At 41.3% G+C, this 23,033-nt stretch carries 22 protein-coding genes; 8 read left to right on the top strand and 14 right to left on the bottom strand.

All coding sequences use genetic code 11. The annotated features are described in order from the left end of the window. Nucleotides 1-5 precede the first annotated feature (5 nt). The gene (locus tag JWG40_RS11415) at nucleotides 6-410 is read right to left on the bottom strand and encodes a hypothetical protein (RefSeq protein ID WP_205285921.1); all 405 of its coding nucleotides are present in this window, start codon (nucleotides 408-410) and stop codon (nucleotides 6-8) included. Between the two features lie 75 nt (nucleotides 411-485). Between JWG40_RS11415 and JWG40_RS11410 the strand changes: the two genes are divergently transcribed. Then, nucleotides 486-1,736 (top strand): methyl-accepting chemotaxis protein, encoded by a 1,251-nt coding sequence (locus JWG40_RS11410; protein WP_205285920.1) that lies wholly within the window; start codon nucleotides 486-488, stop codon nucleotides 1,734-1,736. 74 nt (nucleotides 1,737-1,810) lie between these two features. Continuing rightward, nucleotides 1,811-2,305 (top strand): YiiD C-terminal domain-containing protein, encoded by a 495-nt coding sequence (locus JWG40_RS11405; protein ID WP_205285949.1) that lies wholly within the window; start codon nucleotides 1,811-1,813, stop codon nucleotides 2,303-2,305. Between the two features lie 4 nt (nucleotides 2,306-2,309). Here the strand turns inward: JWG40_RS11405 and JWG40_RS11400 are convergent, their stop codons facing one another. The 5 genes from JWG40_RS11400 to JWG40_RS11380 all read right to left on the bottom strand — a co-directional run bounded on the left by JWG40_RS11400 (nucleotide 2,310) and on the right by JWG40_RS11380 (nucleotide 7,328). Continuing rightward, the gene (locus JWG40_RS11400) at nucleotides 2,310-4,388 is read right to left on the bottom strand and encodes a hypothetical protein (RefSeq protein ID WP_205285919.1); all 2,079 of its coding nucleotides are present in this window, start codon (nucleotides 4,386-4,388) and stop codon (nucleotides 2,310-2,312) included. Nucleotides 4,389-4,489: 101 nt separating this feature from the next. Further along, the gene (locus JWG40_RS11395; RefSeq protein ID WP_205285918.1) at nucleotides 4,490-4,954 is read right to left on the bottom strand and encodes a TraR/DksA family transcriptional regulator; all 465 of its coding nucleotides are present in this window, start codon (nucleotides 4,952-4,954) and stop codon (nucleotides 4,490-4,492) included. 8 nt (nucleotides 4,955-4,962) lie between these two features. Continuing rightward, complete coding sequence (gene rpmG, locus JWG40_RS11390) at nucleotides 4,963-5,124, bottom strand: 50S ribosomal protein L33 (protein WP_081431684.1); 162 nt, start codon at nucleotides 5,122-5,124, stop codon at nucleotides 4,963-4,965. A 34-nt stretch (nucleotides 5,125-5,158) separates the two neighbouring features. Beyond that, entirely contained in the window at nucleotides 5,159-6,103 is a 945-nt protein-coding gene (locus tag JWG40_RS11385; protein ID WP_205285917.1) for a bile acid:sodium symporter family protein, read from the bottom strand. Between the two features lie 22 nt (nucleotides 6,104-6,125). Then, complete coding sequence (locus tag JWG40_RS11380; RefSeq protein WP_205285916.1) at nucleotides 6,126-7,328, bottom strand: aminotransferase class V-fold PLP-dependent enzyme; 1,203 nt, start codon at nucleotides 7,326-7,328, stop codon at nucleotides 6,126-6,128. 55 nt (nucleotides 7,329-7,383) lie between these two features. Between JWG40_RS11380 and alr the strand changes: the two genes are divergently transcribed. Both alr and JWG40_RS11370 read left to right on the top strand, forming a co-directional pair. Further along, a complete protein-coding gene (gene alr / locus JWG40_RS11375) occupies nucleotides 7,384-8,514 on the top strand; it encodes an alanine racemase (protein WP_205285915.1) in 1,131 nt (376 codons plus the stop codon). A gap of 9 nt (nucleotides 8,515-8,523) precedes the next feature. Then, complete coding sequence (locus tag JWG40_RS11370) at nucleotides 8,524-9,417, top strand: alpha/beta fold hydrolase (RefSeq protein WP_205285914.1); 894 nt, start codon at nucleotides 8,524-8,526, stop codon at nucleotides 9,415-9,417. Here JWG40_RS11370 and JWG40_RS11365 read toward each other — a convergent pair. After that, nucleotides 9,414-10,223: a carbon-nitrogen hydrolase family protein gene (locus JWG40_RS11365; RefSeq protein ID WP_205285913.1), complete on the bottom strand. Its 810-nt coding sequence runs from the start codon at nucleotides 10,221-10,223 to the stop codon at nucleotides 9,414-9,416. The two genes, JWG40_RS11370 and JWG40_RS11365, sit on opposite strands and share 4 nt — an antisense overlap. A 20-nt stretch (nucleotides 10,224-10,243) precedes the next feature. On the opposite strand from JWG40_RS11365, the gene argB reads away from it, so the two are divergent. From argB to JWG40_RS11350, 3 genes are read left to right on the top strand one after another with little or no spacing between them, the layout of a single operon-like run. Further along, nucleotides 10,244-11,122, top strand: coding sequence for an acetylglutamate kinase (gene argB / locus JWG40_RS11360; protein WP_205285912.1), 879 nt, complete (start codon nucleotides 10,244-10,246; stop codon nucleotides 11,120-11,122). Between the two features lie 6 nt (nucleotides 11,123-11,128). Beyond that, nucleotides 11,129-12,874 carry a SpoIIE family protein phosphatase gene (locus tag JWG40_RS11355; protein ID WP_205285911.1) on the top strand — a complete coding sequence of 582 codons (1,746 nt, stop codon included), beginning with the start codon at nucleotides 11,129-11,131 and terminating at the stop codon, nucleotides 12,872-12,874. Between the two features lie 15 nt (nucleotides 12,875-12,889). Continuing rightward, on the top strand, nucleotides 12,890-13,480 hold the full coding sequence (locus tag JWG40_RS11350; RefSeq protein WP_205285910.1) for a hypothetical protein: 591 nt from the start codon (nucleotides 12,890-12,892) through the stop codon (nucleotides 13,478-13,480). Between the two features lie 10 nt (nucleotides 13,481-13,490). Here JWG40_RS11350 and JWG40_RS11345 read toward each other — a convergent pair whose 3' ends face one another. Further along, complete coding sequence (locus tag JWG40_RS11345; RefSeq protein WP_205285909.1) at nucleotides 13,491-14,798, bottom strand: ATP-dependent 6-phosphofructokinase; 1,308 nt, start codon at nucleotides 14,796-14,798, stop codon at nucleotides 13,491-13,493. 83 nt (nucleotides 14,799-14,881) lie between these two features. On the opposite strand from JWG40_RS11345, the gene JWG40_RS11340 reads away from it, so the two are divergent. Further along, the gene (locus JWG40_RS11340; RefSeq protein ID WP_205285908.1) at nucleotides 14,882-15,703 is read left to right on the top strand and encodes a hypothetical protein; all 822 of its coding nucleotides are present in this window, start codon (nucleotides 14,882-14,884) and stop codon (nucleotides 15,701-15,703) included. Here the strand turns inward: JWG40_RS11340 and JWG40_RS11335 are convergent. From JWG40_RS11335 to JWG40_RS11310, 6 genes are all read right to left on the bottom strand, one after another. Further along, the gene (locus JWG40_RS11335) at nucleotides 15,696-16,085 is read right to left on the bottom strand and encodes a hypothetical protein (protein WP_205285907.1); all 390 of its coding nucleotides are present in this window, start codon (nucleotides 16,083-16,085) and stop codon (nucleotides 15,696-15,698) included. The genes JWG40_RS11340 and JWG40_RS11335 overlap by 8 nt on opposite strands. 165 nt (nucleotides 16,086-16,250) lie before the next feature. Next, on the bottom strand, nucleotides 16,251-16,565 hold the full coding sequence (locus tag JWG40_RS11330; RefSeq protein WP_205285906.1) for a hypothetical protein: 315 nt from the start codon (nucleotides 16,563-16,565) through the stop codon (nucleotides 16,251-16,253). A 33-nt stretch (nucleotides 16,566-16,598) separates the two neighbouring features. After that, the gene (gene metH / locus JWG40_RS11325; protein ID WP_205285905.1) at nucleotides 16,599-20,315 is read right to left on the bottom strand and encodes a methionine synthase; all 3,717 of its coding nucleotides are present in this window, start codon (nucleotides 20,313-20,315) and stop codon (nucleotides 16,599-16,601) included. 61 nt (nucleotides 20,316-20,376) lie between these two features. Then, nucleotides 20,377-20,676, bottom strand: coding sequence for a ferredoxin family protein (locus JWG40_RS11320; RefSeq protein WP_002980754.1), 300 nt, complete (start codon nucleotides 20,674-20,676; stop codon nucleotides 20,377-20,379). A 48-nt stretch (nucleotides 20,677-20,724) separates the two neighbouring features. Continuing rightward, nucleotides 20,725-22,044, bottom strand: coding sequence for an adenosylhomocysteinase (gene ahcY, locus JWG40_RS11315; RefSeq protein WP_205285904.1), 1,320 nt, complete (start codon nucleotides 22,042-22,044; stop codon nucleotides 20,725-20,727). After that, nucleotides 22,028-23,017 carry an ArsR/SmtB family transcription factor gene (locus JWG40_RS11310; RefSeq protein WP_205285903.1) on the bottom strand — a complete coding sequence of 330 codons (990 nt, stop codon included), beginning with the start codon at nucleotides 23,015-23,017 and terminating at the stop codon, nucleotides 22,028-22,030. Before JWG40_RS11310 ends, ahcY begins: the two co-directional genes overlap by 17 nt. Nucleotides 23,018-23,033 lie beyond the last annotated feature (16 nt).

Genomic DNA, 23,033 nt, shown 5'->3' with positions numbered 1-23,033 from the left:
TTTTTTTAAGTTTCGTATTCAGAATACATGGAGTTCAATTGTTCTTCCATTCCCTGGATGAGAGCGATTACTTCTTCCATAGAATTTGTTTTTGTTTTTGTGAACAATAGTGTCTTTTCTTCGTATAGACTTGAGAGTTGTTCTTCTAATAACCCAGAATCGACTGGAATTGTCTGGTCTGTAGTTACACTGAAAGTAGAATTTTCTTTTTCTGCATACAATGCTTCTACTTGTGCGATTAAATCCTTTGTCACTTCAATGAGACTGGTTACGTCTTCTGCGCCACGCACTTGATTGCGAACTAGCTCATTGATCCAGTATATGACAGAGTTCTGAGATTTTGCTTTTTCTAAGCGCAATCGTTCAGAAAGAGGATAGTGTTCGTCGATTTCCCTTTTGGTAAATATCATAGTCTAATGCATTAGATGGGGAAATTGTGAGTTTTCTCTAAAAAAAATATATAAAAAGTGATTTTTGATAACCCAATGGGAAATAATAGACATAAGTTTGAAATACTCAATGAAAAATATGAGGTTTATCCTCAACTCATCCGTTTAGAAAACTTTTTAGTAACAATCCTAGTTGTATTTGCAAGCATAATCATTTTGCAGTCATTCCTCGGGAGTATCCCTGCTCCATTCCCTATCTTCATTACTTGGGGGACAGTCCTGTTAACCGTTCTTTATCTCTTTTTACTCAATAAAAAACGAAAACTCATCAAACAATGGATAGGGCCAAAATTCAAAACGGCTGATCCTGTGCTTTTACTTTCTGGACTAGGGATCGATATCAATGAATATTCAGATACCCTATTACAAAACTGTTCTTCCCTCAATAAACGAATGGATATCATTAGCAATCATATCGTAGATCTCAATGAAAAAATTCATATCGCAGGCAAGGACATTGACCGCGTCTATCAAATCGTATCGCAACTCGCAACAGATGAAGTTAAACTTATGGAAGCAGTCGGGAAAACTTCTGAAGAAATTGATATTATGTTTGATATTGTGAATATTGTAATCGCAGAAATCCAAAGTAGAACGGAAACTATGGAGAATTTAGTATTTTTAAGTAAGGATGGGCGAATTAAAGTAGGTGATACAAATAAAACCATTAAAAAGTTTAGTGAATCTTCTGGTAATATTTTGAAACTAATCGATTTAATCAACGGAGTCTCAAAAGAAACAAACCTTCTTGCAATCAATGCTGCCATCGAAGCAACTCACTCTGGTTCTGAAGGAAAGGGATTCACAGTCATAGCCGATGAAATTGGAAAGTTATCTACAATGACTGCAAACAACGCTAGACAAATCACTAAGATACTCAAAGAAAACGTAAATGATTATGGGAAAGCAGAAAGATTGGGTATTGAATCTGGTAACGCTTTTCAATTTATTGCGGATGAAATTCATATTGTTCATGGAACTATAGCGGAAGTGATTCAATCCATTCAAGAATTGAAATCAAGAGGTGGTGCCATCCTTTCGAAAGCAAAAACCCTTGATGATATTGCGGAAAGGGTTAGGGATACGTCCGGTGAAGTTTATGGTGAAATTGTAACGATACATACAAATTTAGAAGATATCCAAGGTCTGTCTGAGAAAATCCGCAGGGAATGTGAGGAAATTCGTGAAGAACAACAAGGAACCTTACAACTTACCTTTAAAATGAAAGGGCAATTGCGGGAAATTTCGAGTCAAACAGACGAAATTTTAGGAGCACCGGAATCTTAATTTTTATGGTTTCTCCCTTGGTAACTTACAAGAAATAATAGACCGATCATTCTATGTTTCCAATCCTAGTGTTTATGAGACACAGAGATATTCTTCTAGAATACAAAGTAAATCCCTTGTGGCATTTTTTAGAACAAACATATGGGTTCGAACAAGCCTTTCGTATGTTTAAACCCTATGAAGGTGCCAATATTCTACCTCAACTTGTGGATCAAAACACTATGGTAGTGACTATGCCCCTGATCTTATCAAACACGAATTATGTGGGGACCCATTTCGGAGGATCCCTCTACTCTATGTGCGATCCTTTCTTCATGTTTTTACTAATGATGAATTTGGGAAAAGATTATATGGTTTGGGATAAAGGGGCCAAAATTGATTTTGTCAAACCCGGAGAAGGTACAGTCACTGCCACCTTCCATATCCCGAACAGTGAATTTGAAGACATAAAAGAACTCTTAAAAAAAGAGAAAAAAACTATTCGGACCTATGAAACGGAAGTGGTCGGCGAAGATGGCAAAACCGTCGCCAAAATTACAAAAGATTTATACATTCGAAGATTGGTATAAATCTCTAAAACTGAATTCGATTGTTTCCATCAAACCCAGACCTGGGCAATCGAAATTCTAATTTGGATCTAGACTTAAGTCGGATATAGGATGCCCCTTTCGGACATTCTCCAGACCATCCGTATCCTTGCCCGACTTCAGAAAATAACTCTTGTTTTATGATGGTTCGGTCAGAATTCAAAAACAAAATTTCCACAACTAAACTTTTACTATTTGTTTCTAAAACGATTCGGCCAACTCGTGCCGCTGGAAATTCCGAAAGTTTCCATTCCCAGACCTTTCCATGAAATTCATATTCATAGTTAGGTGATCTTGGAGGGAGTGTGGCTGCCGATTGGTAATCTCCCAATTGGTTCTTACGAAACTCTGATCCAATTCCTAAATCCCAATACCTCTGAGAATAAAAAAGTGCATAATTCAAAGGTAGGCCCACAGAAAGAATGAGGAGTAAGGGAGAAAACCAAATGGTTTTTCTAAATTTATCAAAGGAAGGAGAATGCCCAAATCCCTTTTCCCCAAGAAGGATTAGGTAAAAACAAAGAAAGGCCCCATCAGAATTTTGGATTTGAACTCCAAAAAAGAGAGGGATGAGAAGTAATATTGCCTGTTTCCAAAGACCACGTTCCCACAAAAAAACACCAATCAAAAACGAAAAGACAACTGTACCAAGGATTCCTAAGTCATGTACCAACCAAAGATAAAAGTTAGGTGGGAAATCAATCATTCCATTGGAAGTTTTGATTCCCACTCGGTAGGGATCCAAAAGTCCTAAGGGGAAGGACCCAATCCCATTCCCTAACCAAAGATTATTTTTAATCCCTTCTACACAGATTGTCAGTAACTCCGCTCGGATCAGATCCATACGTTTGAGTGCTAAATATGGTTGAGATCTCCAAAGAGAGACTGCATCCATAAAACGTTTCGATAACTCAACTAGATCCCAATCTTTTTGTAAAAAACTAAGTCCATACAGTGTGAGAAATCCCAAAACAGGAATGAATAAATACAAAACAAACCTTGTGATTCTTTTTTTTGTAATGGATATAATCCACAAATCGGTAGTTAGGTGGATAATTCCGATTGTATTGGAAATGGTCCAGACTACCCAAAAAGCTTTCCCTTGTTTGAGTCCAAGCCAAGTCACAAAAAGAAAGGATAAAATCGCAAGAACCAAACTAAACCTTTCTTTGGATTTTCGCCAATTAGTGATGAGTTTTGTGATCCATAGAAACGAAAGGATTGGTAGGATCCAAGACGCAGAACCTGAGTCCTGCAATAGTCCTGTTGTTCGTCCGACCTTAACACTTTCTAAAGTCCCTTCGGAAAAAAATTCCAAACTCCAGAGAGACTGAATCGCCATGACGAGTAAATTGATTCCTAGTCCTAAAAAAATTCCAAACCGAATCTGCTCCGACAAACTGTCCTTAGACGGTGTTGGCATAGACCTTTCTTCAGAGAAAAGATATAAAATCACAAGAGAAGTGGGAACCAAGATCTTACATGAAAGGCCCATCGCTTCTCTAGAGGAAAGAGAGGGGAAGTATAAATACTCCTGGATTCCAAGCCCTGTAACCAAACCAAGACCTTGGTATTGGAAAAGACAAAGCAGGGTCAGAATAGAAAGAAACAGAACAAAACCAAAGTATGTGGAATACCAAATGGGTTGGTTGGATTTCCCAGTGGGGTTTCGGATCATCCAGTCGGTTAGTATTTGCTCGGATTGTTTGGGAAGGGCTGTTTCATTTCGGCCAAGAAGGATGAGGATGACCTCTCGGCTCCAAATCCCGAGAATGGAGCCGAGAAATAGACCTACGAGCTGATACGAACCCACCATCGGTAGTCCCGATAGATAAGGGAGCCGGAGGAAGGTGAAAACCCCGAGAGCTGTAAATATCCTACCCCATTTTCTCTGGTAGAGTTGAGGAAAGAACGCAAAAGCAAACTGCAAAAGAAAGGAAGGGTAGAAAGAGGATGCCGGTACAGGCTCTACATACCGATGGAGGCTCCAAACGAAAAAAGTACAGAAAGAAAAGAAAAGAAGATCAAAAATAGGTAAGGAGCGCAGGCGGCCTAGAAAATTCACGATAGAAAGAGTTTAGAGCCTGGGCCAGTGAATCAATTGTAAATTTAAAGGAAACGGGAGAATTCGGGGTGTTTAGTGAGAAAAAGAATCAAGGGATTCTCTTAATCTAGAGAATCCACATCCATTCCGGTAGCAGGATAAGCAGACAAAGAATCCATGCGGTAACCAGCACGGTTTCGGCTTTTTGCCATTTGTTCTGCAAATTCTACGGTAAATCTTGTCCACGGAAGCGCCTTGAGCCTCGCGATCGGAATTTTTTTCTTTGTTCCTTCGCAGATCCCATAGGTTCCGTTTTCAATCTTTTCTAACGCAAGTTCGATCTCGCGTAGAGTTTCAATTTCGTTTTCAGTCAAAACAGAAGATAAAGCTTCTGAATTGAGTTCGGATGCGATGTCCGCAATATCCCCCATTTCTTTCAATCCAGAAGGAGAACTGGTGTCTTCCCATTGGTTGAGTTTGATGAGAAGCGACTCTTTTTTCTCTTGGAGGAGCTCACGCACCTCTTCGATGAACTTTTTGTCCACTCCCTTCTCTGCTGATGAAGATTTTGCAGCTGGTTTCGGCATCTTATCCCTTAGACTTTGGATTCCTTGTGATCAGTATGTGATTTGCAAAATTTGCAATATTTTTTAGTCACAAGTTTTTCCGACTTCGTCTTCTTATTTTTAGTCTGGAAGTAATTTGACCGCCCAGGTATCGCACATGGGACACAGGTTAGTTTTATGATTTCTCTCATAATTTATGCCATGACGTACCGACCCCATATATAGTCAATCGACAATAGCGGGTTTTTTCGGTTCCTTCCGGAAATAGGTCGCAAATAAACTTCCCAAGAGCGAATGAGTCAAACTCGATAAAGCACTAGGAATGGCGGTGCTTGGATCTAAAAAATGGGTCTTTGCCAAGACCGCCCCAAGCCCAGAATTTTGCATCCCCACTTCAATCGATATTGTTTTTGCTGTTTTGGGGTTCTTAGTCAGAAACCAACTGAAGATCCCACCGAGTCCAAACCCACCTAGGTGCAAAATTACCACTGCAAAGAAGATACGAAAGTCTGACTTAAGGATGGTTTCTTTTCCGCTGGCAATGATCGAGGCCACAATCATCGCTATGAGGAATACAGAGAGAACCGGAAAAAGGTCTTGTATCTCTTTTGTGAGTTTAGGGAAAAGTGACTTTAAAAATAAACCCAGAGCCACAGGAACTAAGATCACTTGGAAGGTAGTAATGACAAGACCCCACCTGTCAATCTCCAATCGACTTCCAATGAGTAAGGCCACAAGGAATGGTGTCATAAAAATTCCAAGGATGGTAGAGACAGAAGTTAAAGTGACACTTAGAGGTACATCTGCTTTGGAGAGAAATGTTATGACATTCGATGCGGTTCCGCCAGGGCAACAAGAAACAAGGATCAGTCCCACGGCATAAGCTTCCGGCAGTTGGAACAAATACCCAAGAGAGTAACCTAACAGTGGCATAATGGTATATTGCAAAACCGTTCCAATGAGAATGGGTTTGGGTTGTTTTAAAATCCGAAGGAAGTCTTCTGCCTCAAGAGTGAGTCCCATCCCAAGCATAATGGCACCAAGGCTATAAGTGATCCAAGGGCCTTTAAACCAAATGATTTTTTCTGGATATAAAAATCCAAAGCCTGCGATAAGGAGTAGGACCAGAGGGAAGGCATTCACTATCTGTTTAGAAATTTTTATCAACATATTTGATGGATTCACTATTCGCCTAACTTTGGCTCAAGTATTCTTTCAAAGCCTCTTTCACTCGGGCCACATGTTCTTCTTCGATGGCAATGTGAGGTGCCATCCGTAACCGACCCAAACGAACAGCCGTGGTGATTCCTTTTTGTTTTAAGAAAGATTGGATGGCTTCAGGTTGGAATTTAGAAGGATCCTTGTGTCCAGTGATGGCAAGGATTCCTGTTTTGACGGTGGGAAAAGCATCCGATTCCAAAGTAAATCCAAGGTCGTGGATTGATTTTTTAAATAGATCTGCAATTTCATAAATTCGTTCTCTCACTCGAGAAAATCCAAGTGTGGACAACATCCGAAGGGATGCATAAAAATAAATCCAATCATTGAAGTTGATGGTACTTTGTTCAAATTGGTCGGCTGCCGGTTTCCATTCATCTCTGTAAGGAAAATAGCTGGAATCGTTGACTACACTGGCTTGGCCTTTGAAAATAAGTTGGAATCCTATGGATTCTTCTTTGGATAAATACACAACCCCAAGTCCCAAAGGACCAAGTAACCACTTCCAGGCGGCAAAGGCACAAAAAGCCACTTTGATTTTGCTAAAGTCAAGGGCGATATGGCCGACGGCTTGGCTTCCATCAATCACAAGTTTGGTGTGATGGGTTTCACAAAGCTTTGATACGGCTTCCATATCAAAAACCACACCCGTGCACCAATGAACAGGTGATAGGCTAAGAATAGATACATCCCCTTTTTCTAATTCCAACTTTAGATTGAGAAGAAAATCTTCGGGAGTTTTTCCCACAGGGATAAATTCGAGCCCCACACCTTTTTCTTTCCAATGTTCCCATGGATAGACATTACTTGGGTATTCGTTTTCCAAAACTAAAATCCGTTTTCCCTTAGGAATCTGGATGCTATGAGAATAAAGATTGATCCCCTCACTCGTGTTATGTACAATCCCAATCTCAGAGGGATCGCAGGCAAGGATTTCTGCGATATAACCTCGGATAGAAGACTTGATCAAGGGCTCAGCAAAGTTCGGAGCAAAGATACCGTATCTTGCATATTCCTGAAAGTAGAGGTTCATCATCTCGATGGCATAGGTAGATACCGGTGTGGTTCCGCAATAATTCAGCCAAACAGAATCAGTTTGTACGGGAAAGTATTGGGAGATCCCTTTCCAATTGGCAAAGGGAGGAAACGAAGGAAGTTCAGAGTGATTCACAGACATGCAAAAATAGAAATATCTGAAGCGACAGAAGAGAAAAGTAAAAAAAAATGGGACCGTGCTCTCTTCTCGGATTTACCTCTCTCGGTCGGCGTTTAGTCACAATATCGCCCTTTTTCGCAAACTCATTGGACCAAAAACCAAGTTTACTGCCATTATTAAGTCCAATGCCTATGGGCATGGACTTCTTGCCACCGCCTCCATCGCCCTGGATGCCGGTACCGATTATTTGGGGGTCAATTCTTTAGAAGAAGCCTTATCCATTCGGAGGGTGTATACCAAAGCCACCATCCTCATTATGGGAAGCATTCCTAACCTCGCGGAAAGAAAAGAATCCTTGGCTGATGAAAACTTTTGGGTGATGGTCTCTCGTGTGGAAGAAATGGAAATCTTAGCCAAACTTTCCCCCACTCCCAAAATCCATTTGAAAGTCGATACGGGAATGTCAAGGCTTGGAATCCCAACCAATAATGCCGAAGTCCTGGCTAAAGAAATTTTTGAAAAAAAACTACCTCTCTCTGGAATTGCCACTCACTTTGCAAGTACAGAAGATTTTACAGAACATAGTTACTCGATGTTACAACTCGGTAGGTTCCAAGATACGATAGACACATTCGCCAAACATGGGTTTATTGATCTGATTTGTCATTGCGCTTCTTCTGCTTCTGCCATGTTGTTTTCCGAAGCAAGGATGGACTTGGTTCGTGTCGGAATTTCTCTTTATGGACTTTGGCCCAGTTTAGAAACCAAACTTTCTCTCTCTCTTATGAAAAAAGATGTGGGGATGTTAAAACCAGCGCTTACGTGGAAAACACAAATCCAACACATCCAAAACCTAAACCAAGGAAGTTTTATTGGTTACGGGTCCACATATAAAACCACTCACGATACGAAATTGGCAGTTGTTCCCGTCGGATACTATGAGGGACTGGACAGGAAACTTTCCAACAACGGGTATATGTTAGTTCGCGGTGAACGTGCTAAAATTTTAGGTCGGATTTGTATGAATATGACAATGCTTGATATCACACATATTCCAGATGCCACCATTGGTGACGATGTAGTCATTATTGGAAAATCGGGAAACGAAACCATATCAGCCGATGATCACGCGACTTGGACAGGAACTATCAATTATGAAGTGGTGACAAAAATTCTAGGATCCTTTCCCCGCATCATAGAAGACTAGAGGATTTATATGTCAGAAAGACAAATTTATAACTGGAAAAATCACAGACTCACTTACGTTAAACATAAATCTCTGAATCCAAAATCCAAAGAAACCATTGTGCTTATCGGTGGTTGGTGTTCGGCGGCAGGGTATTGGGGTCTTAACATTCCTTTTTTTCGTGAACTGGGCGATGTCATTGAACTAGACTTAGTGGGTCATTATCCCGCTCAAATCTTTGATCAAAAAAAAGGACTCACCCTCCAAGATTTTTTAGAAACACAAGCGCAAGGAATATGGGCCTCTGCGGGCGAAAAAGACATCACTCTCGTGGGTCACTCCACAGGTGGAATGGCAGTCCTTGCCATCGCTTCCCTATTCCCACAAAGGATCAAACAAGTGATCTCCATAGCACCTTTTGTCCACGGTCCCGTACCTGGGATTTTAAAAATCGGTGTGGTGGGACTTCGGGCGAACTTAGGAAGTTTTTTTGACTTTGGATTTAAACTTGGGAAGTCCCTCCCTAAAGCTTTACAAATTGGATTTTCTTATGGAGTGTATGACTCTGCTGCCTTCCATGCAAGAGAAGACATTAAACAATTCTTAAAAGAATACAACCCACAATTTGAATGTTTGAATCCAAGACAAATTCTCATGATCCTTGAGATGTTGGACAGAACTGACATCAGACCCATAGTCTTTGGAAATCGGGTTCCTACCCTCATCATGCGTGGAGAAGAAGATCCTATCATTCCAGGAAAGGATGTAATGGAATTAGAAAGAACCACTCCTCATGTGAAGGCAGTTTTATTTTCTGAATGTGGACACTTTGTACATATGGAAAAACAAAAAGCGGCAGAGAAAGTAATGAAAGATTTCATTCTAATGAAAAAAGCTTCAGCGGCTAAAAAATCTTTTTTTTAAAACAGGCGATGGTTTAAACTCGGAAGTTGGTTTCTAATATCAATTAACTTTTGTAAGTCGATATCTGCAATGGCGAATCCTTCTTCATTGTCTATTTCATCTAGAATTTCTCCCCAAGGGGAAATGATAAGTGAATGACCAAAGGTTTTACGATTCCCATGAGGGTCATGGGTTCCTGTTTGGCCCGGTGCCAAAACATACATAAAATTTTCGATCGCACGAGCACGGAGTAATACATGCCAATGGGCAACCCCTGTGGGAACCGTAAAGGCTGCCGGCAAAAAACAAAGTTCCACACCCTTCTCGGACAAAGCACGGAAAAGTTCTGGAAATCGAATGTCATAACAAATTGCCGAAGAGATCTTTCCATATTCGGTTTGGATGACCTCAGGAACTTTTCCGCCACTCTCTGTAGAATTAGATTCGCTGTAATTGAACCCATCCCCAACCACCGCATTAAAAAGATGGGCTTTGTGATACCGAAATACTTCTTCACCACTGGGACTAACAATGACGGCAGTGTTGAATACCTTACCCGTAGGAGCTTTTGTGGGGAACCCTCCTCCGAGTAGAAAAATTCCGAGGTCTTTTGCTGTCTCTTTCAGAAAGGCAGTGGTCTCCTCTTCAATTTGGCCAAGGAGATTTTTTTTCTCTGCTTCCGAACCCATAAACGAAAAGTTTTCCGGTAGGCCTATGACTTTGGCACCGGCACTCGCAGCCTCTTCCACAAGTTGCCTACACTTAGTTAGGTTATTTGAGACTCTTGCTGTACTTGTGACTTGCACTGCGGCGGCTTTAAATTTCATTATCATAAATGAGGTCTTTTATGAACCACCATTCTGAAAAAATCAATCATATCTTGGAAGCTCTTCCCTATTTGATCAATTATTCGGGGAAAACCATTGTCATCAAATATGGTGGAGCTGCCATGGTGGAAGAAGAGTTAAAAGCATCTTTTGCAGAAGATATTGTACTCCTCAAATACCTAGGAATCAATCCTGTTGTTGTACACGGTGGTGGGCCTGAAATCAACTCCCTTATCAAGTCTTTAAACCTCAATACCCAGTTCATTCGTGGCCACAGAGTCACAGACGAAGCCACCATGGAAGTGGTAGAGATGGTTCTCACTGGCAAAGTAAACAAACAGATTGTTTCTCTCATCCAAGAAAAAGGGGGGAAACCAGTTGGTCTATCGGGAAAAGATGGTGGCCTTGCCCTTGCAGAAAAATATCTTATGGAAGTCGAAGGTGAGGACGGTAAGGTTCAAAAAATCGATTTAGGCCTTGTGGGAGAAATCTCCGAAGTGGATCCCAAGATCATATTCACCTTACAACGTGAAGGTTTTATACCCATCATCTCACCTGTTGCCATGTCGAAAGAGGGCCAAACACTCAATATCAATGCTGATACCATGGCAGGGGCCATTGCACAAGCTCTCCATGCAGACAAACTCATTTTACTCACAGACACACCCGGTATTCTGATTGATGGTCAATTGGTAACGGGTCTAAAAAAAGCGGACATTCACAAATATATAAAAACTGGACAGATCTCTGGTGGCATGATACCTAAAGTAGAGTGTTGTTTGGGAGCCATTGACTCAGGTGTCAAACGGGCCCACATCATTGACGGTCGAGTTCCCCATTCCGTCTTAATTGAAATATTGACGAACCAAGGGATTGGAAGTTTGATCGAACAAGGATAGATTCGGATGCCTACTAAACTACTGACATTAAGTCTGATTTCAGACATTACAAGCCGTATCAATTCGCAAGAAGATTTGGATACACTTCTCGGCGAGATCATGGGAATCACCCGTGATGTTCTTCAAACAGAAGGCTCCTCCCTTCTTCTATATGACAAAGAAAATGATCAGTTAGTGTTCAATACAACGAGTGGTTTAAAAGAAGAATCCCTTGCCCACCTAACAGTTCCTAGGGGAAAAGGAATCGCCGGAATGGTTTTAGAAACTCTCAAACCAGAAATTGTCAACGATGCCGCAAACGATCCAAGAATATTCAAAGCCATTGACCAAAAAGTCGGATATGTCACAAGGAATCTCCTTTGTGTTCCTATGATTGCCCAAGGAGAAGTACAAGGTGTACTCGAAGCCGTAAACTCTTTGGACAACCGTGATTTTAATAACAACGATATCAAAATTCTAAGATACCTTTCAAACTTAGCCGCCATCGCCGTCAAAAATCGCCTTCTAATAGACAGCTTAAATTTACGCGCCAACGAACTCAATTGCCTCTTTCAAATTTCCCAAGCCCTTGCTAACATCCAAAGTTCGGATGAATTTATGGACCTTGCTGTCAAAACCATATCCGAAGTTTTACAAGTGGATCGGGTTTGTCTCAACTTTGAAAAAATTGAAAAGAAGGGCCTTCCAAGATCCAAATCCAAAGGATTTTCGGACCAAATTCATGATGAAGATGTAGAAGTTTTACTCTTTGCTGACAAAGCCGATTGGATGTTTAAAGGGATCAAAATCATTACCGCAAATTCTCCCCAAGGAATCCAACTCACTCACAAAGGACTTTTCCAACATAGTCTGATCCTTTTCCCCATTCTCAAAAACAAAGAATGGCTTGGTTCTCTTGTGGTATCAGACAAAACATCCCGCACTCGTTTTGATGAAATGGACATTCGGATTTTGCGAACGCTGACAAACCAAGTCGGGGAAGCCTATACCGCCTTACAAGTAAAGATACAAAGTGAACGTTTGAAAAACATAGACCGCGATATGCAAGTCGCAGCTATGATCCAAAAACACTCACTCCCCATCATTCCTAAACAATACTCACTTTTAGAATTTGATACCTACTACCAAGCTTCCCGTGAAATTGGTGGAGACTTCTATGATATGGTAGTTCATGGAAAAGATGAAGTCTCTGTAATCATTGCCGATGTATCTGGAAAAGGAACACCAGCTGCCCTTTTTATGGAGTTTTCAAAAACAGTTTTACAACAAGAAGTTTCTAAAACCACTTCCACTAGCGAAGCTCTCTTCAATGCAAATCAAATCTTACAAGACAAATCTGGTTTCCTTATGTTTGTCACCGCTATGCTTGTACGAATCAATATGACCAAAAAAGAATTAACCTATTCTTCTGCAGGTCATAATATGCAAATCATCTATCGCAAAAAACATCATAAAATCCAACACCTTTCCGGAAAAGGCCAACCGATGGGGATTGGAAATTGCGAATTTTCCGAACATACTGTGAGTTATCTTCCTGGTGATTTATTGGTTTTATACACAGATGGTGTAACAGAAGCCATGAATACGAAAGAAGAACTCTTTTCAGAAGAGAGATTGGAATCTGTCATCCTATCCCATATCAATGATCCACCGGAAGTGGTAAGACAGGCAATTTTACAAAAAGTAAGTGAATTTGTGGGAGAAGCAGAACCACATGATGACCTTTCTCTCTTTATTATTCGTCTAAACTAATAATAAGGAGTTTTTATGAAACGCATTCTATACGCCATGGCAGTGGCCTTACGATTGGACAAACTGCACAAAGCTATGTTAGATGCTGTCATCGAAACGCGCGTCAAAAACGCACTACAAACATCTGACAAGTTACGTAAGGAACAAGACCGTATGCGAGAAAAAGATTTTCGCAAACAAATGGAAGACTTACAAAACAATCATAACAGTAGTTTTGAAAATTATAAGTTAGAAACAGAAAATCTAATTCGAATTTTCAAAAACCAAATCCTTGTCGAAAAAAAAGAAGTTTTAAAAGAACGCGAAGTGGTGCGCGAAATGCAACGCCAAGCGATGATCCGCGAAAATAGATTCCAACACTACATCTTACGATTCAAAGAAATTCTCTTTGTCAATAAAAAGGTGGTAGAATCCATCCAAAGCCTTGTCAAAGTTGAATCTAACATCGAAGACCTGTTATACGAAATCGACAACTATGATGAAAGTAAATTCATCAAAAAACCAGAAATGATTTTGGATACCGAGTTTCTAAAAGAACTCCACCAAAAAGAAGAAGAAATCAGGGACAATATCCTCAAGTTTCAAAAAAAAGTAGAAAACAGCTGATCTTTATCGATCAGCCTTTCGCTTTCATTTCATTCGGTTGGCCTGTCGAGGCAAGGAGAGCTCGCCATAAAGTACTCCTCTCGGGCCGTAATACCTTTCTTTCGGCAATGGCAAGGGAGATGGGCATGACAGTAAACACATTGTTCCAAATTCCCACAACACATCCCGTCCTTCCCGCAAAAGCAGCGTGTACCGCGTTTTGTGCGAGAAACCCGCAAAACACAGAGTCTTCAGCATTGGCCGGGACGGAGCGAATGATATAACTTGGGTCTATGTACTTTAAGTTGAGAGTGACTCCCTCTTTTTTGAAATATTCCGTGATTTTGTCTTTAATGAAAATTCCAATATCCGCCAACTTCTTGTTACCCGATTGGTCTTTTTCCCCTTTGTCTTCAAAGTACTTTTGACCGGCACCTTCTGCCACAATAACCACAGCATGCCCTCTTCTTTGTACTCTTTCTTTGAGAACATGGAGAAAGGCACCTTCTCCTTCTAAATCAAAATCAAGTTCCGGGATGAGGACAAAATTTACATTTTTAGAAGCCAGTGCGGAATTGACGGCGATAAAACCAGAATGCCTTCCCATCAGTTTCACAAGGCCAATTCCATTCGGTGCCCCCTTGGCTTCTTCATGGGCGCAGTTTACGGCTTCCACCGCCTTACTAAAGGCAGTCGAAAATCCAAATGTCTTCTGAACATAATTGATATCATTATCAATGGTTTTGGGAATCCCCACAATGGCGATGTCTTCCTTTCGTTTGCGCACTTCCTCTTGGATGGCCTGGGCCCCGCGGAGTGTCCCATCCCCACCAATACAAAACAACATCTTCACACCGTAGAGAAATAATGTATCCACCATATCTCCAATATTTTGGCTCCCGCGAGAAGAGCCTAAAATAGAACCACCAAAGTTCATAATATGAGCCACTTTGTCGGGAGTGAGTTCAACCGGCCTATGCCCAAATTTTTTCACAAGGCCTTCATAACCAAAGGGAAAGCCCAAAATACGGGGCACTTTGTACCGGTAGTGAAGCTCCATTACGAGAGCCCGAATGACATCGTTGATTCCTGGGCAAAGACCGCCGCAAGTCACAATGCCTGCCGTGACTTCTTCCGGGCGAAAGTAGATCTTTTCTTTGGGACCTGCTTGTTCAAAGAAAACGGGACTGGTTTCTACCGTCTTTTTGGCATCAGCAGGCCCTGAAAATATCGTTTGGAAAAGAACGACGGAGTTGTCTTCCGTCCAGTAGTCGTACCCCGCTGGGTTTGGAATGGTGCAAGGACCAAATTGTTCGACCTTGGTATCGTTTTCATTCATCGATAAACTTATAACAAAAAAAGAGAGAGAGGAAAGCAAATTTCATTGCCAAACTAAGGAAAAGCAGGCAGAAATGCATTTAGATGCTTAAAAAGATAGTACTACTTGCCCTTCTCGCCTCTATGACGAGCCTCACTCTTTTAGCACAGGGATTACCTTTCTTTTCCAGTTATTCGTTTTCAGATCCAAGAGCTTCTTTATTCCAAGTGGGCGGGTCACATAACGGAAATTTGGCGATCCTTATCCCTTTCCGATTCCCAAAGGAACTAGAACTCGGATATGATGGGAAACTCCCCAAATCGGACGACCCAATGGCTGGGATTCAAATTTTTTCACCCGTAATCCCCTTCACAACAACAAACCCTTACCGCAATCCAGAAGGGAATTTTGATGTCCGCCCCGAACGAATGAACTCAGCCCTACTTTCTTACCAACCCAATGTCACTTATGTGTATTACCGCAGCGGTTTCACTTTTGACTTAGGCCTAAGCATGGGAATGTCAATGAACCAAGGTGCTTCTGGCTATGTGGATATAGCAGAGTCAAGAGTGAGGATCAAATACCGACTCAATCGAAATTTGTTTTCTTTTATTAAAAATTCTCGTTGGGAATTATTTTTACAACTTTCCGAACTCCACCGTTTTGATAACGATATCAATAGCCGTCTTAACTCTTCAATCCGTGCCCAAGAACCTTCTCGTACAAACTTTGTGGGAAGGCAAGTCTACATCACACCTGGAATCAGCATTTCGAATAGCAATTTAACTTTTGAAGGTATGGTTCGAGTTCCGCTCAACGCTAGGGAAGCAGGTCGAACTTTGGATGAACTTTGGGCACCGGAAATCCAAGGAAACTTGGGTCTCAAATATTATATGCCTGTGGCTCCATCATCTAACGCTAACTAGATATTTTCAATTCGAAAGTTGCCAAACCGGCAACAACAATCATTTCTAAAACAAAATACAATTCACCAAAGATCGTTGTTTGTTCCAAATTCAAAACAAGATATACCATTGTCACCAAACAGTACAAAAAGTTAGCAATCGCAATCACACGTAAATAAAACTTCCACTGGAACGGATCCGTAAGATAACATAACAATGAATATATGGCATAACCTACGGGTAAAATAGATAAAATAAAAAGTGTTTCTATAGGCATCCCGAGTAGGTCTACAAATAAAGGGAGCACGAGAGTAAGTAACACTGCGGAAAGGATAGCACCCAATCCATCCATAAGAAATATATACCTGGGATTATTTTTAAAAAATGTCATTGAATCTACCATGGTTCTATCTTTACTTTTTATGGCACATCGAATTTGATTCTAAATTAAAATCGTATCGAACCACCGACCGGGCTCTACGCTGCAATCTTTCCCAAATGATTCTAAATCGATATTTTATTCCAATTTAGGAAAGGATTTCCGCTTTCGATCCCTTGTGCAGGGCAATTACGCTTCACTCACAAACCGTTTCCAAGACAAATCCACATCCATCTTAGAGATATTTTCTTTTCTACGAGAAATACGAAACTCAAGTTTGTTTGCAGGTTCACGTATCTCATTCCAAACAATTAAGGTTTCTTCTGTGGGACAACTTGCCTCACCACAACTCACTTCTAGAATTTCTAATTCAGCATCTCTTGGTATGTTTGTGTATTCTTGTAACCAAGTAGCAAGTTTGGAATGGAAAGGGAATCCACCACCAAGCGTTCCTTTGGCGACAGATTTCCATCCATGACTGTGATTATTCTTTAATAAACCCACCTCATCCCCCTTGACATCGCAAGCGTCCATCACTTAAGTCTTAGACTTCCGAGATGGGTCATAGTTGAGAATTGGTGACAACCATCGTTCCACTTCCGATTTTTCCATTCCTTTGTCTTTTGTATATTCTATCACTTGGTCTTCGTTGATTTTACCGATGGCAAAATACCTAGACTCAGGGTGGGAAAAATAATACCCACTCACACTGCTTGCCGGCCACATCGCACAGGATTCTGTGAGTTGGATGCCGGCATTTTTTTCCACATCCAGAAGTTTCCAAATTTTCTTTTTTTCGGTATGATCAGGACAAGCAGGATACCCAGGGGCCGGACGAATGCCGCGATACTTTTCACGAATGAGATCTTCTGTGGTTAGATTTTCATCTTTTCCAAATCCCCATTCTCCGCGCATTCTATGGTGCATGTATTCGGCAAAGGCTTCGGCAAATCGATCCGCAAGAGCCTTCACTAAAATCGAATTGTAATCGTCTTGTTTGGCCTCATAGGTTTTTGCTAACTCTTCAATTCCATGCCCAGCCGTGACCGCAAAAAAACCAATGTAGTCATTTTTATTTTTTTCTTTGGGGGCGATAAAATCCGCCAAACTATAGTTTGGTTGGTTAGTCATCTTGACAGTCTGTTGGCGTAACATCGGGTATAAACCCAAAGATTTGGACTTAGAATCATCTTCAAAAATTTCAACCACTTCGCCATGAGAAACTGCTGGAAACATTCCTACAACAGCTCTTGGTTTGAGGGACGGGTTTTCCAACATTTCTTTTAAAATGATTTGTGCATCATTAAACAAAGAGGTGGCTTCTTTTCCAATCACTGGATCCTTTAGAATTTGAGGGTAACGACCTTTGAGTTCCCAAGCTAAAAAGAAGGGAGACCAATCGATAAAAGGAAGTAAGTCAGTTAAACTGACATCATCAATTTTTTTTACTCCCGTAAAACTTGGTTTTGGTGGAGTATAGTCATCCCATTTGGCATGGAATTTATTTTTGATGGCATCCTGAATGGGTAGGATATTTCTCTCGTTCTCACGAGAATAAAATTCTTCTCGGATTTTGGTTTGTTCTTCGATCACAGATTTTGCATAATCCACTGCTGTTTGCGGGTTGAGTGCACTGTTCATCACATTCACAACGCGAGACGCATCCATCACATGAAGCACAGGCTTGGAATACTGTTCGGCAATTTTCACGGCAGTGTGTGCCGGGGAAGTTGTTGCCCCACCAATCAGAAGGGGAACTTGGAAACCTTGGCGTTCCATTTCTTTGGCAACATAAACCATCTCATCAAGAGAAGGAGTGATAAGACCAGAAAGTCCAATCGCAGCCACTTTTTCTCTTTTTGCCGTTTCTAAAATTTTTTCACAAGGAACCATCACACCCAGGTCTATCACCTCATAGTTGTTACATGCAAGCACAACCCCCACAATATTTTTCCCAATATCGTGAACATCTCCCTTTACAGTTGCGATGAGGAATTTAGCTTGTTTACTTTCGTCTTTTTGGTTTCGTTTTTCTTCTTCCATGTAAGGAAGTAAGTAGGCCACAGCTTTTTTCATTACCCGTGCACTTTTTACTACTTGTGGTAGAAACATCTTCCCTGCACCAAAAAGTTCCCCTACTACTTTCATCCCATTCATAAGAGGCCCTTCAATCACTTCAAGGGGTCTTGCAAAACTAGTACGAGCTTCTTCTGTATCTTGGGTTACAAATTCATCAATCCCTTTCACAAGAGCATGAGTGAGACGTTCTTCTACAGATCCACTCCTCCAGGCATCATCTTTCTTTTGGACTTTAGCCTCACCATGGAAGGTAGCTGCTGCATCAATCAAACGTTCTGTGGCATCGGGGCGACGATTTAGAATTACATCTTCAATCAGCTCGAGTAAGTCTTTTGGGATTTGTTCATAAACTTCTAACATTCCCGCATTCACAATCGCCATATCCATTCCTGCTTGGATGGCATGGTATAAAAATACGGAGTGCATCGCTTCTCTAACAGGATTATTGCCACGAAATGAGAAGGAAATATTACTTAAGCCCCCGGAGACTTTGCCGCCGGGACAAACTTTTTTGATCTCACGAGTGGCTTCAATAAAATCCATCGCATAGTTATTGTGTTCTTCGATTCCAGTCGCAACAGTAAGGATGTTTGGATCAAAAATAATATCGGTAGGATCAAAATCTAATTTTTCCACAAGAAGGTCATAAGCACGTTTACAAATACGGACTTTGTCATCTTTCGTTGCCGCCTGCCCTTGTTCGTCGAATGCCATCACTATGGCCGCAGCCCCAAATCTTTGGATCGTGCGCGCATGACTAAGAAAAACTTCCTCTCCCTCTTTCAAAGAGATCGAGTTAACAATGGGTTTACCTTGGATGCATTTTAATCCAGCGAGTAACACTGACCATTTGGAAGAATCCACCATAAAAGGAACTCGAGCAATGTCTGGTTCGCCGGCAATTAAGTTTAAAAACTTAGTCATGGAAGCTTCTCCATCCAGGAGAGCCTCATCAAAGTTAATGTCGATGATGTTCGCACCCGCTTGCACTTGTTGGAGAGCGACTTGGACCGCCTCTTCGAAATTTCCATCTAAAATAAGTTTTTTGAATTTCGGAGATCCAGTGACGTTATTTCTTTCCCCCACATTGATAAACCCTTGGTCTTTCGTGAGTTTTAATGGTTCAAGACCCGCAAACGTACTGACTTTCGGTTGTTCTTTTAGGGGACGAGGCGCAATGCCCGACACAGCTTCTTTAGCAGCTCGGATATGGTCCGGGGTTGTTCCACAACATCCACCCACAATATTTAAAAATCCTGCTTCTGCAAAGTTCTTCATCCAACCACCGAACTCTTCTGGTGTTTGGTCATACCCACCAAAGGCATTGGGAAGACCTGCGTTCGGGTAACAAGACACATAACAATCCGCTACACGAGAAAGTTCTTCTATATAGGGGCGCATCTCCCCGGCACCGAGCGCACAATTAATTCCAACGGCGAGGGCTTTTGCATGTTTGATCGATATATAAAATGCTTCTCCTGTTTGGCCGGAAAGTGTTCTACCAGAGGCATCGGTAATCGTCACCGATAGTACTACGGGAATTCGAATTTGACGTTCTTCAAACACCTTCTCGATCGCAAAAATACAAGCCTTAAGATTTAAGGTGTCAATATTTGTTTCTGGTAAAAGTAAATCCACTCCACCATCGAGAAGAGCTGAGACTTGTTCATAAAAACAATCCACTAACTCATCAAAGGTGACAGCACGGAAGGCCGGATTATTCACATCCGGGGAAAGGGAGGCAGTTTTCACAGTAGGCCCAATGGAACCCGCAATGAATACATCTGTTTTCCCAGTTTTTTCTTTGTATTTGGCGACTGCATTTTTAGCACAAGTTACGGCCGCAAGGTTTAGATCCCGAACTGCAGACTCCATTTGGTAGTCGGCTTGAGAGACTATGTTGGAGCTAAATGTATTGGTTTCAATGATGTCGGCACCGGCTTCAAGGTATTCCAAGTGGACCGATTCAATGATATCGGGCCTTGTGATCGCCAAAACATCATTATTCCCTTTAATGGAACAGGGCCAATCCTTAAATCGATCTCCACGGAAGTCATCTTCTTCCAAAGTATGTCTTTGGATCATGGTGCCCATAGCACCATCTAAAACGAGAATTCTCTCATTAATTAGTTTTAAAAGGGATTTAGAGGAAGGATTGGTATATTCAAATTTCATATAATTATATTAGTATATAGTAAAAGGGCGCATGGATTTAGCCATACACCCATAGATCTTTTTATTTACTCGGGTCGGAACACTTGGCACCTTTAAGAGGTGGTTTAGTCGTTACAATTACCGGGAATTTGTTTGCTTCTTTTGCATTCACTTCAATAGAAGGTTTGTGTTTTTCCGGAACATCATAGTCCGGGAAAATCGCATCAATTGGACATTCATATTGACAAGCATTACAGTCAATACAAGTGTCCGGATCAATGTACAAAGTGTCCGGAGCTTCATGAAAAGCCTCTACCGGACAAACTGCTGCACAACTTGTGTATTTACAATCAACGCAAATTTCAGTTACAACATAAGCCATGAGAAACTCCATTGCCCCTTTCGGACTTTTCCAAAAAGGGCGATTTTTTTAGTATCGGTAATGGTCCGGTTTGTAAGGACCTTCGAGTGGAACACTGATATAATCAGCTTGTTTTTGAGATAGTTTTGTCAAACGAACTCCCAATTGTTCCAAATGAAGTGCTGCTACTTTTTCGTCCAAATGTTTTGGAAGGCGGTGTACACCTAACTCATATTTTGTTGTGTAAAGTTCAATCTGAGCCAAAACTTGGTTTGTGAAAGAACTAGACATTACGAAAGATGGATGGCCTGTAGCACAACCAAGGTTCACCAATCGACCTTCTGCAAGAACGATAATAGATCTACCGTTAGGGAAAGTGTATTTATCCACTTGCGGTTTGATTTCTTTTTTGATCACACCTTTTTCAGAATTCAAACGAGACATTTGGATTTCTGTATCAAAGTGACCAATGTTACAAAGAATGGCACCATCTTTCATTGCTTTCATGTTTTCGAGAGTGATGATATCATCATTTCCCGTTGCCGTTACAATGATATCTGCGTTTTCAATCACATCTTCCACACGAAGAACTTGGTATCCTTCCATCACTGCCTGAAGAGCACAAATAGGATCGATTTCAGTCACAATCACACGCGCACCGAAGTTACGAAGGGATGCCGCAGAACCTTTTCCTACATCACCATATCCACAAACAAGTGCTACTTTACCAGCAAGCATCACGTCTGTGGCGCGTTTGATTCCGTCAGCAAGAGACTCACGGCAACCATAAAGGTTATCAAACTTTGATTTTGTGACTGAGTCATTTACGTTGATTGCAGGGATTTTAAGAGTTCCCGCTTTCAATTTTTTATGAAGTGCGATTACACCTGTAGTTGTTTCTTCAGAAACACCTTTGATGTCTGCAAGAAGTTGTGGGTATTTTTCATGGATGTAATGAGTTAGATCATGACCGTCATCAAGGATCATGTTTGGTCCTTTACCACCGTCAAAAAATAGTGTTTGTTCAATACACCACCAGTATTCTTCTTCTGTTTCACCTTTCCATGCAAATACAGGGATTCCTACTTTTGCAATGGCTGCTGCTGCATGGTCTTGCGTTGAAAAAATGTTACACGAGGACCAACGAATGTCAGCACCTAATGCAGCCAAGGTTTCAATTAGAACCGCTGTTTGGATTGTCATGTGAAGTGATCCACAAATTCTAGCCCCTTTCAGTGGCTTAGAAGTTCCGAATTCTTTACGAAGAGCCATAAGGCCCGGCATTTCTTTTTCTGCCAAAATGATCTCTTCTCTTCCCCATTCTGCAAGAGAGATATCCTTCACTTTAAATGGCAATCTTTCCGATTTTGTTTCAGTTGCTGTGGACATAGTGTCCTCCTTCTTCCTTTGTTGCTTTGATAGTTAAAATTTTAAAACTTGATTCTGTTTGGATCTCATTCATTGATCCGACGCGAAATCCGGCATTGGACAACCAAGACTCAAATAATTCTGGTTCAAACCCAAGCCATAGGTCCGCAAAATTATCACGCATATACTCCGCGTTGTGTTTTCCCAAATCAACAATACACAAAACCCCACCTGGTTTTAGTACCCTTGCCACTTCTTCGAGCACCGTGGGTGGATGAGAAATATGGTGCATGACCATGGAGGCAACAACCGCATCACAGGAATGAGTTGCGAGTGGCAAATGTTCCATAGGAGTTTGAATGAGACTTACGCTGGGATTTTTTCCATAATTGGCGGAAGCACTTTCAATCATTTTAGAAGAGTTATCCACTCCCGTAACATGTTTGGCTTTATTCAAAAGAAAAGGAATGAGCCCGCCAGGCCCACAACCCAAATCCAAAATGTTTTCACAATTGGGAAGCTCCTGCAAAATCCAAGAACGGTAAAGTTTGGGATGTAAGGTCTCTTCTTGTAACTTTTCCCAACTTTCGGCTACGGTATCAAAAAAGGATTTTGATTTTCGGTCCCTAGTCTCCAGAATTTGGTGGACCATTTTTTGATCCCGCTCCCGAGAAGGAAGGTCTTCTTTATACGATAACAATAATTTGGTGAGCTCTAGGGGAAACCTTAGATTTAGATCTTCTTCCTCGGGAAGAAAACTATAAACAAGGCTTCCTTCCCGGCGCGACCCAATGAGGCCAGCCTCAGTGAGTATTTTTAAATGGCGTGAGATCCGAGACTGGCCCATCCCCAAAATTTCCACCACTTCGTTTACAGAAAAAGCGCCAAAACTGAGGATATGTAGGATCCGAATCCGTGTTTCATCGGATATGGCTTTGGTTGCGGAAAGCAGGTGACCAGAGGGCCTAGATTGAGAAAGGGTTTCTGTTGCCATATCCAAGATATCTACA

The sequence above is a fragment of the Leptospira abararensis genome, from assembly GCF_016918735.1.
Classification (GTDB): domain Bacteria; phylum Spirochaetota; class Leptospiria; order Leptospirales; family Leptospiraceae; genus Leptospira_A; species Leptospira_A abararensis.
This window is presented reverse-complemented; position numbering and strand designations above follow the sequence as displayed.

Bases quoted from the DNA above. Each gene is read 5' to 3' on its own strand.
- JWG40_RS11415 (WP_205285921.1), bottom strand. From the start codon at position 410: ATGATATTTACCAAAAGGGAAATCGACGAACACTATCCTCTTTCTGAA.
- JWG40_RS11410 (WP_205285920.1), top strand. From the start codon at position 486: ATGGGAAATAATAGACATAAGTTTGAAATACTCAATGAAAAATATGAG.
- JWG40_RS11405 (WP_205285949.1), top strand. From the start codon at position 1,811: ATGAGACACAGAGATATTCTTCTAGAATACAAAGTAAATCCCTTGTGG.
- JWG40_RS11395 (WP_205285918.1), bottom strand. From the start codon at position 4,954: ATGCCGAAACCAGCTGCAAAATCTTCATCAGCAGAGAAGGGAGTGGAC.
- rpmG (WP_081431684.1), bottom strand. From the start codon at position 5,124: ATGAGAGAAATCATAAAACTAACCTGTGTCCCATGTGCGATACCTGGG.
- JWG40_RS11385 (WP_205285917.1), bottom strand. From the start codon at position 6,103: ATGTTGATAAAAATTTCTAAACAGATAGTGAATGCCTTCCCTCTGGTC.
- JWG40_RS11380 (WP_205285916.1), bottom strand. From the start codon at position 7,328: ATGTCTGTGAATCACTCTGAACTTCCTTCGTTTCCTCCCTTTGCCAAT.
- JWG40_RS11370 (WP_205285914.1), top strand. From the start codon at position 8,524: ATGTCAGAAAGACAAATTTATAACTGGAAAAATCACAGACTCACTTAC.
- JWG40_RS11365 (WP_205285913.1), bottom strand. From the start codon at position 10,223: ATGAAATTTAAAGCCGCCGCAGTGCAAGTCACAAGTACAGCAAGAGTC.
- argB (WP_205285912.1), top strand. From the start codon at position 10,244: ATGAACCACCATTCTGAAAAAATCAATCATATCTTGGAAGCTCTTCCC.
- JWG40_RS11355 (WP_205285911.1), top strand. From the start codon at position 11,129: ATGCCTACTAAACTACTGACATTAAGTCTGATTTCAGACATTACAAGC.
- JWG40_RS11350 (WP_205285910.1), top strand. From the start codon at position 12,890: ATGAAACGCATTCTATACGCCATGGCAGTGGCCTTACGATTGGACAAA.
- JWG40_RS11345 (WP_205285909.1), bottom strand. From the start codon at position 14,798: ATGAATGAAAACGATACCAAGGTCGAACAATTTGGTCCTTGCACCATT.
- JWG40_RS11340 (WP_205285908.1), top strand. From the start codon at position 14,882: ATGCTTAAAAAGATAGTACTACTTGCCCTTCTCGCCTCTATGACGAGC.
- JWG40_RS11335 (WP_205285907.1), bottom strand. From the start codon at position 16,085: ATGGTAGATTCAATGACATTTTTTAAAAATAATCCCAGGTATATATTT.
- metH (WP_205285905.1), bottom strand. From the start codon at position 20,315: ATGAAATTTGAATATACCAATCCTTCCTCTAAATCCCTTTTAAAACTA.
- JWG40_RS11320 (WP_002980754.1), bottom strand. From the start codon at position 20,676: ATGGCTTATGTTGTAACTGAAATTTGCGTTGATTGTAAATACACAAGT.
- ahcY (WP_205285904.1), bottom strand. From the start codon at position 22,044: ATGTCCACAGCAACTGAAACAAAATCGGAAAGATTGCCATTTAAAGTG.
- JWG40_RS11310 (WP_205285903.1), bottom strand. From the start codon at position 23,017: ATGGCAACAGAAACCCTTTCTCAATCTAGGCCCTCTGGTCACCTGCTT.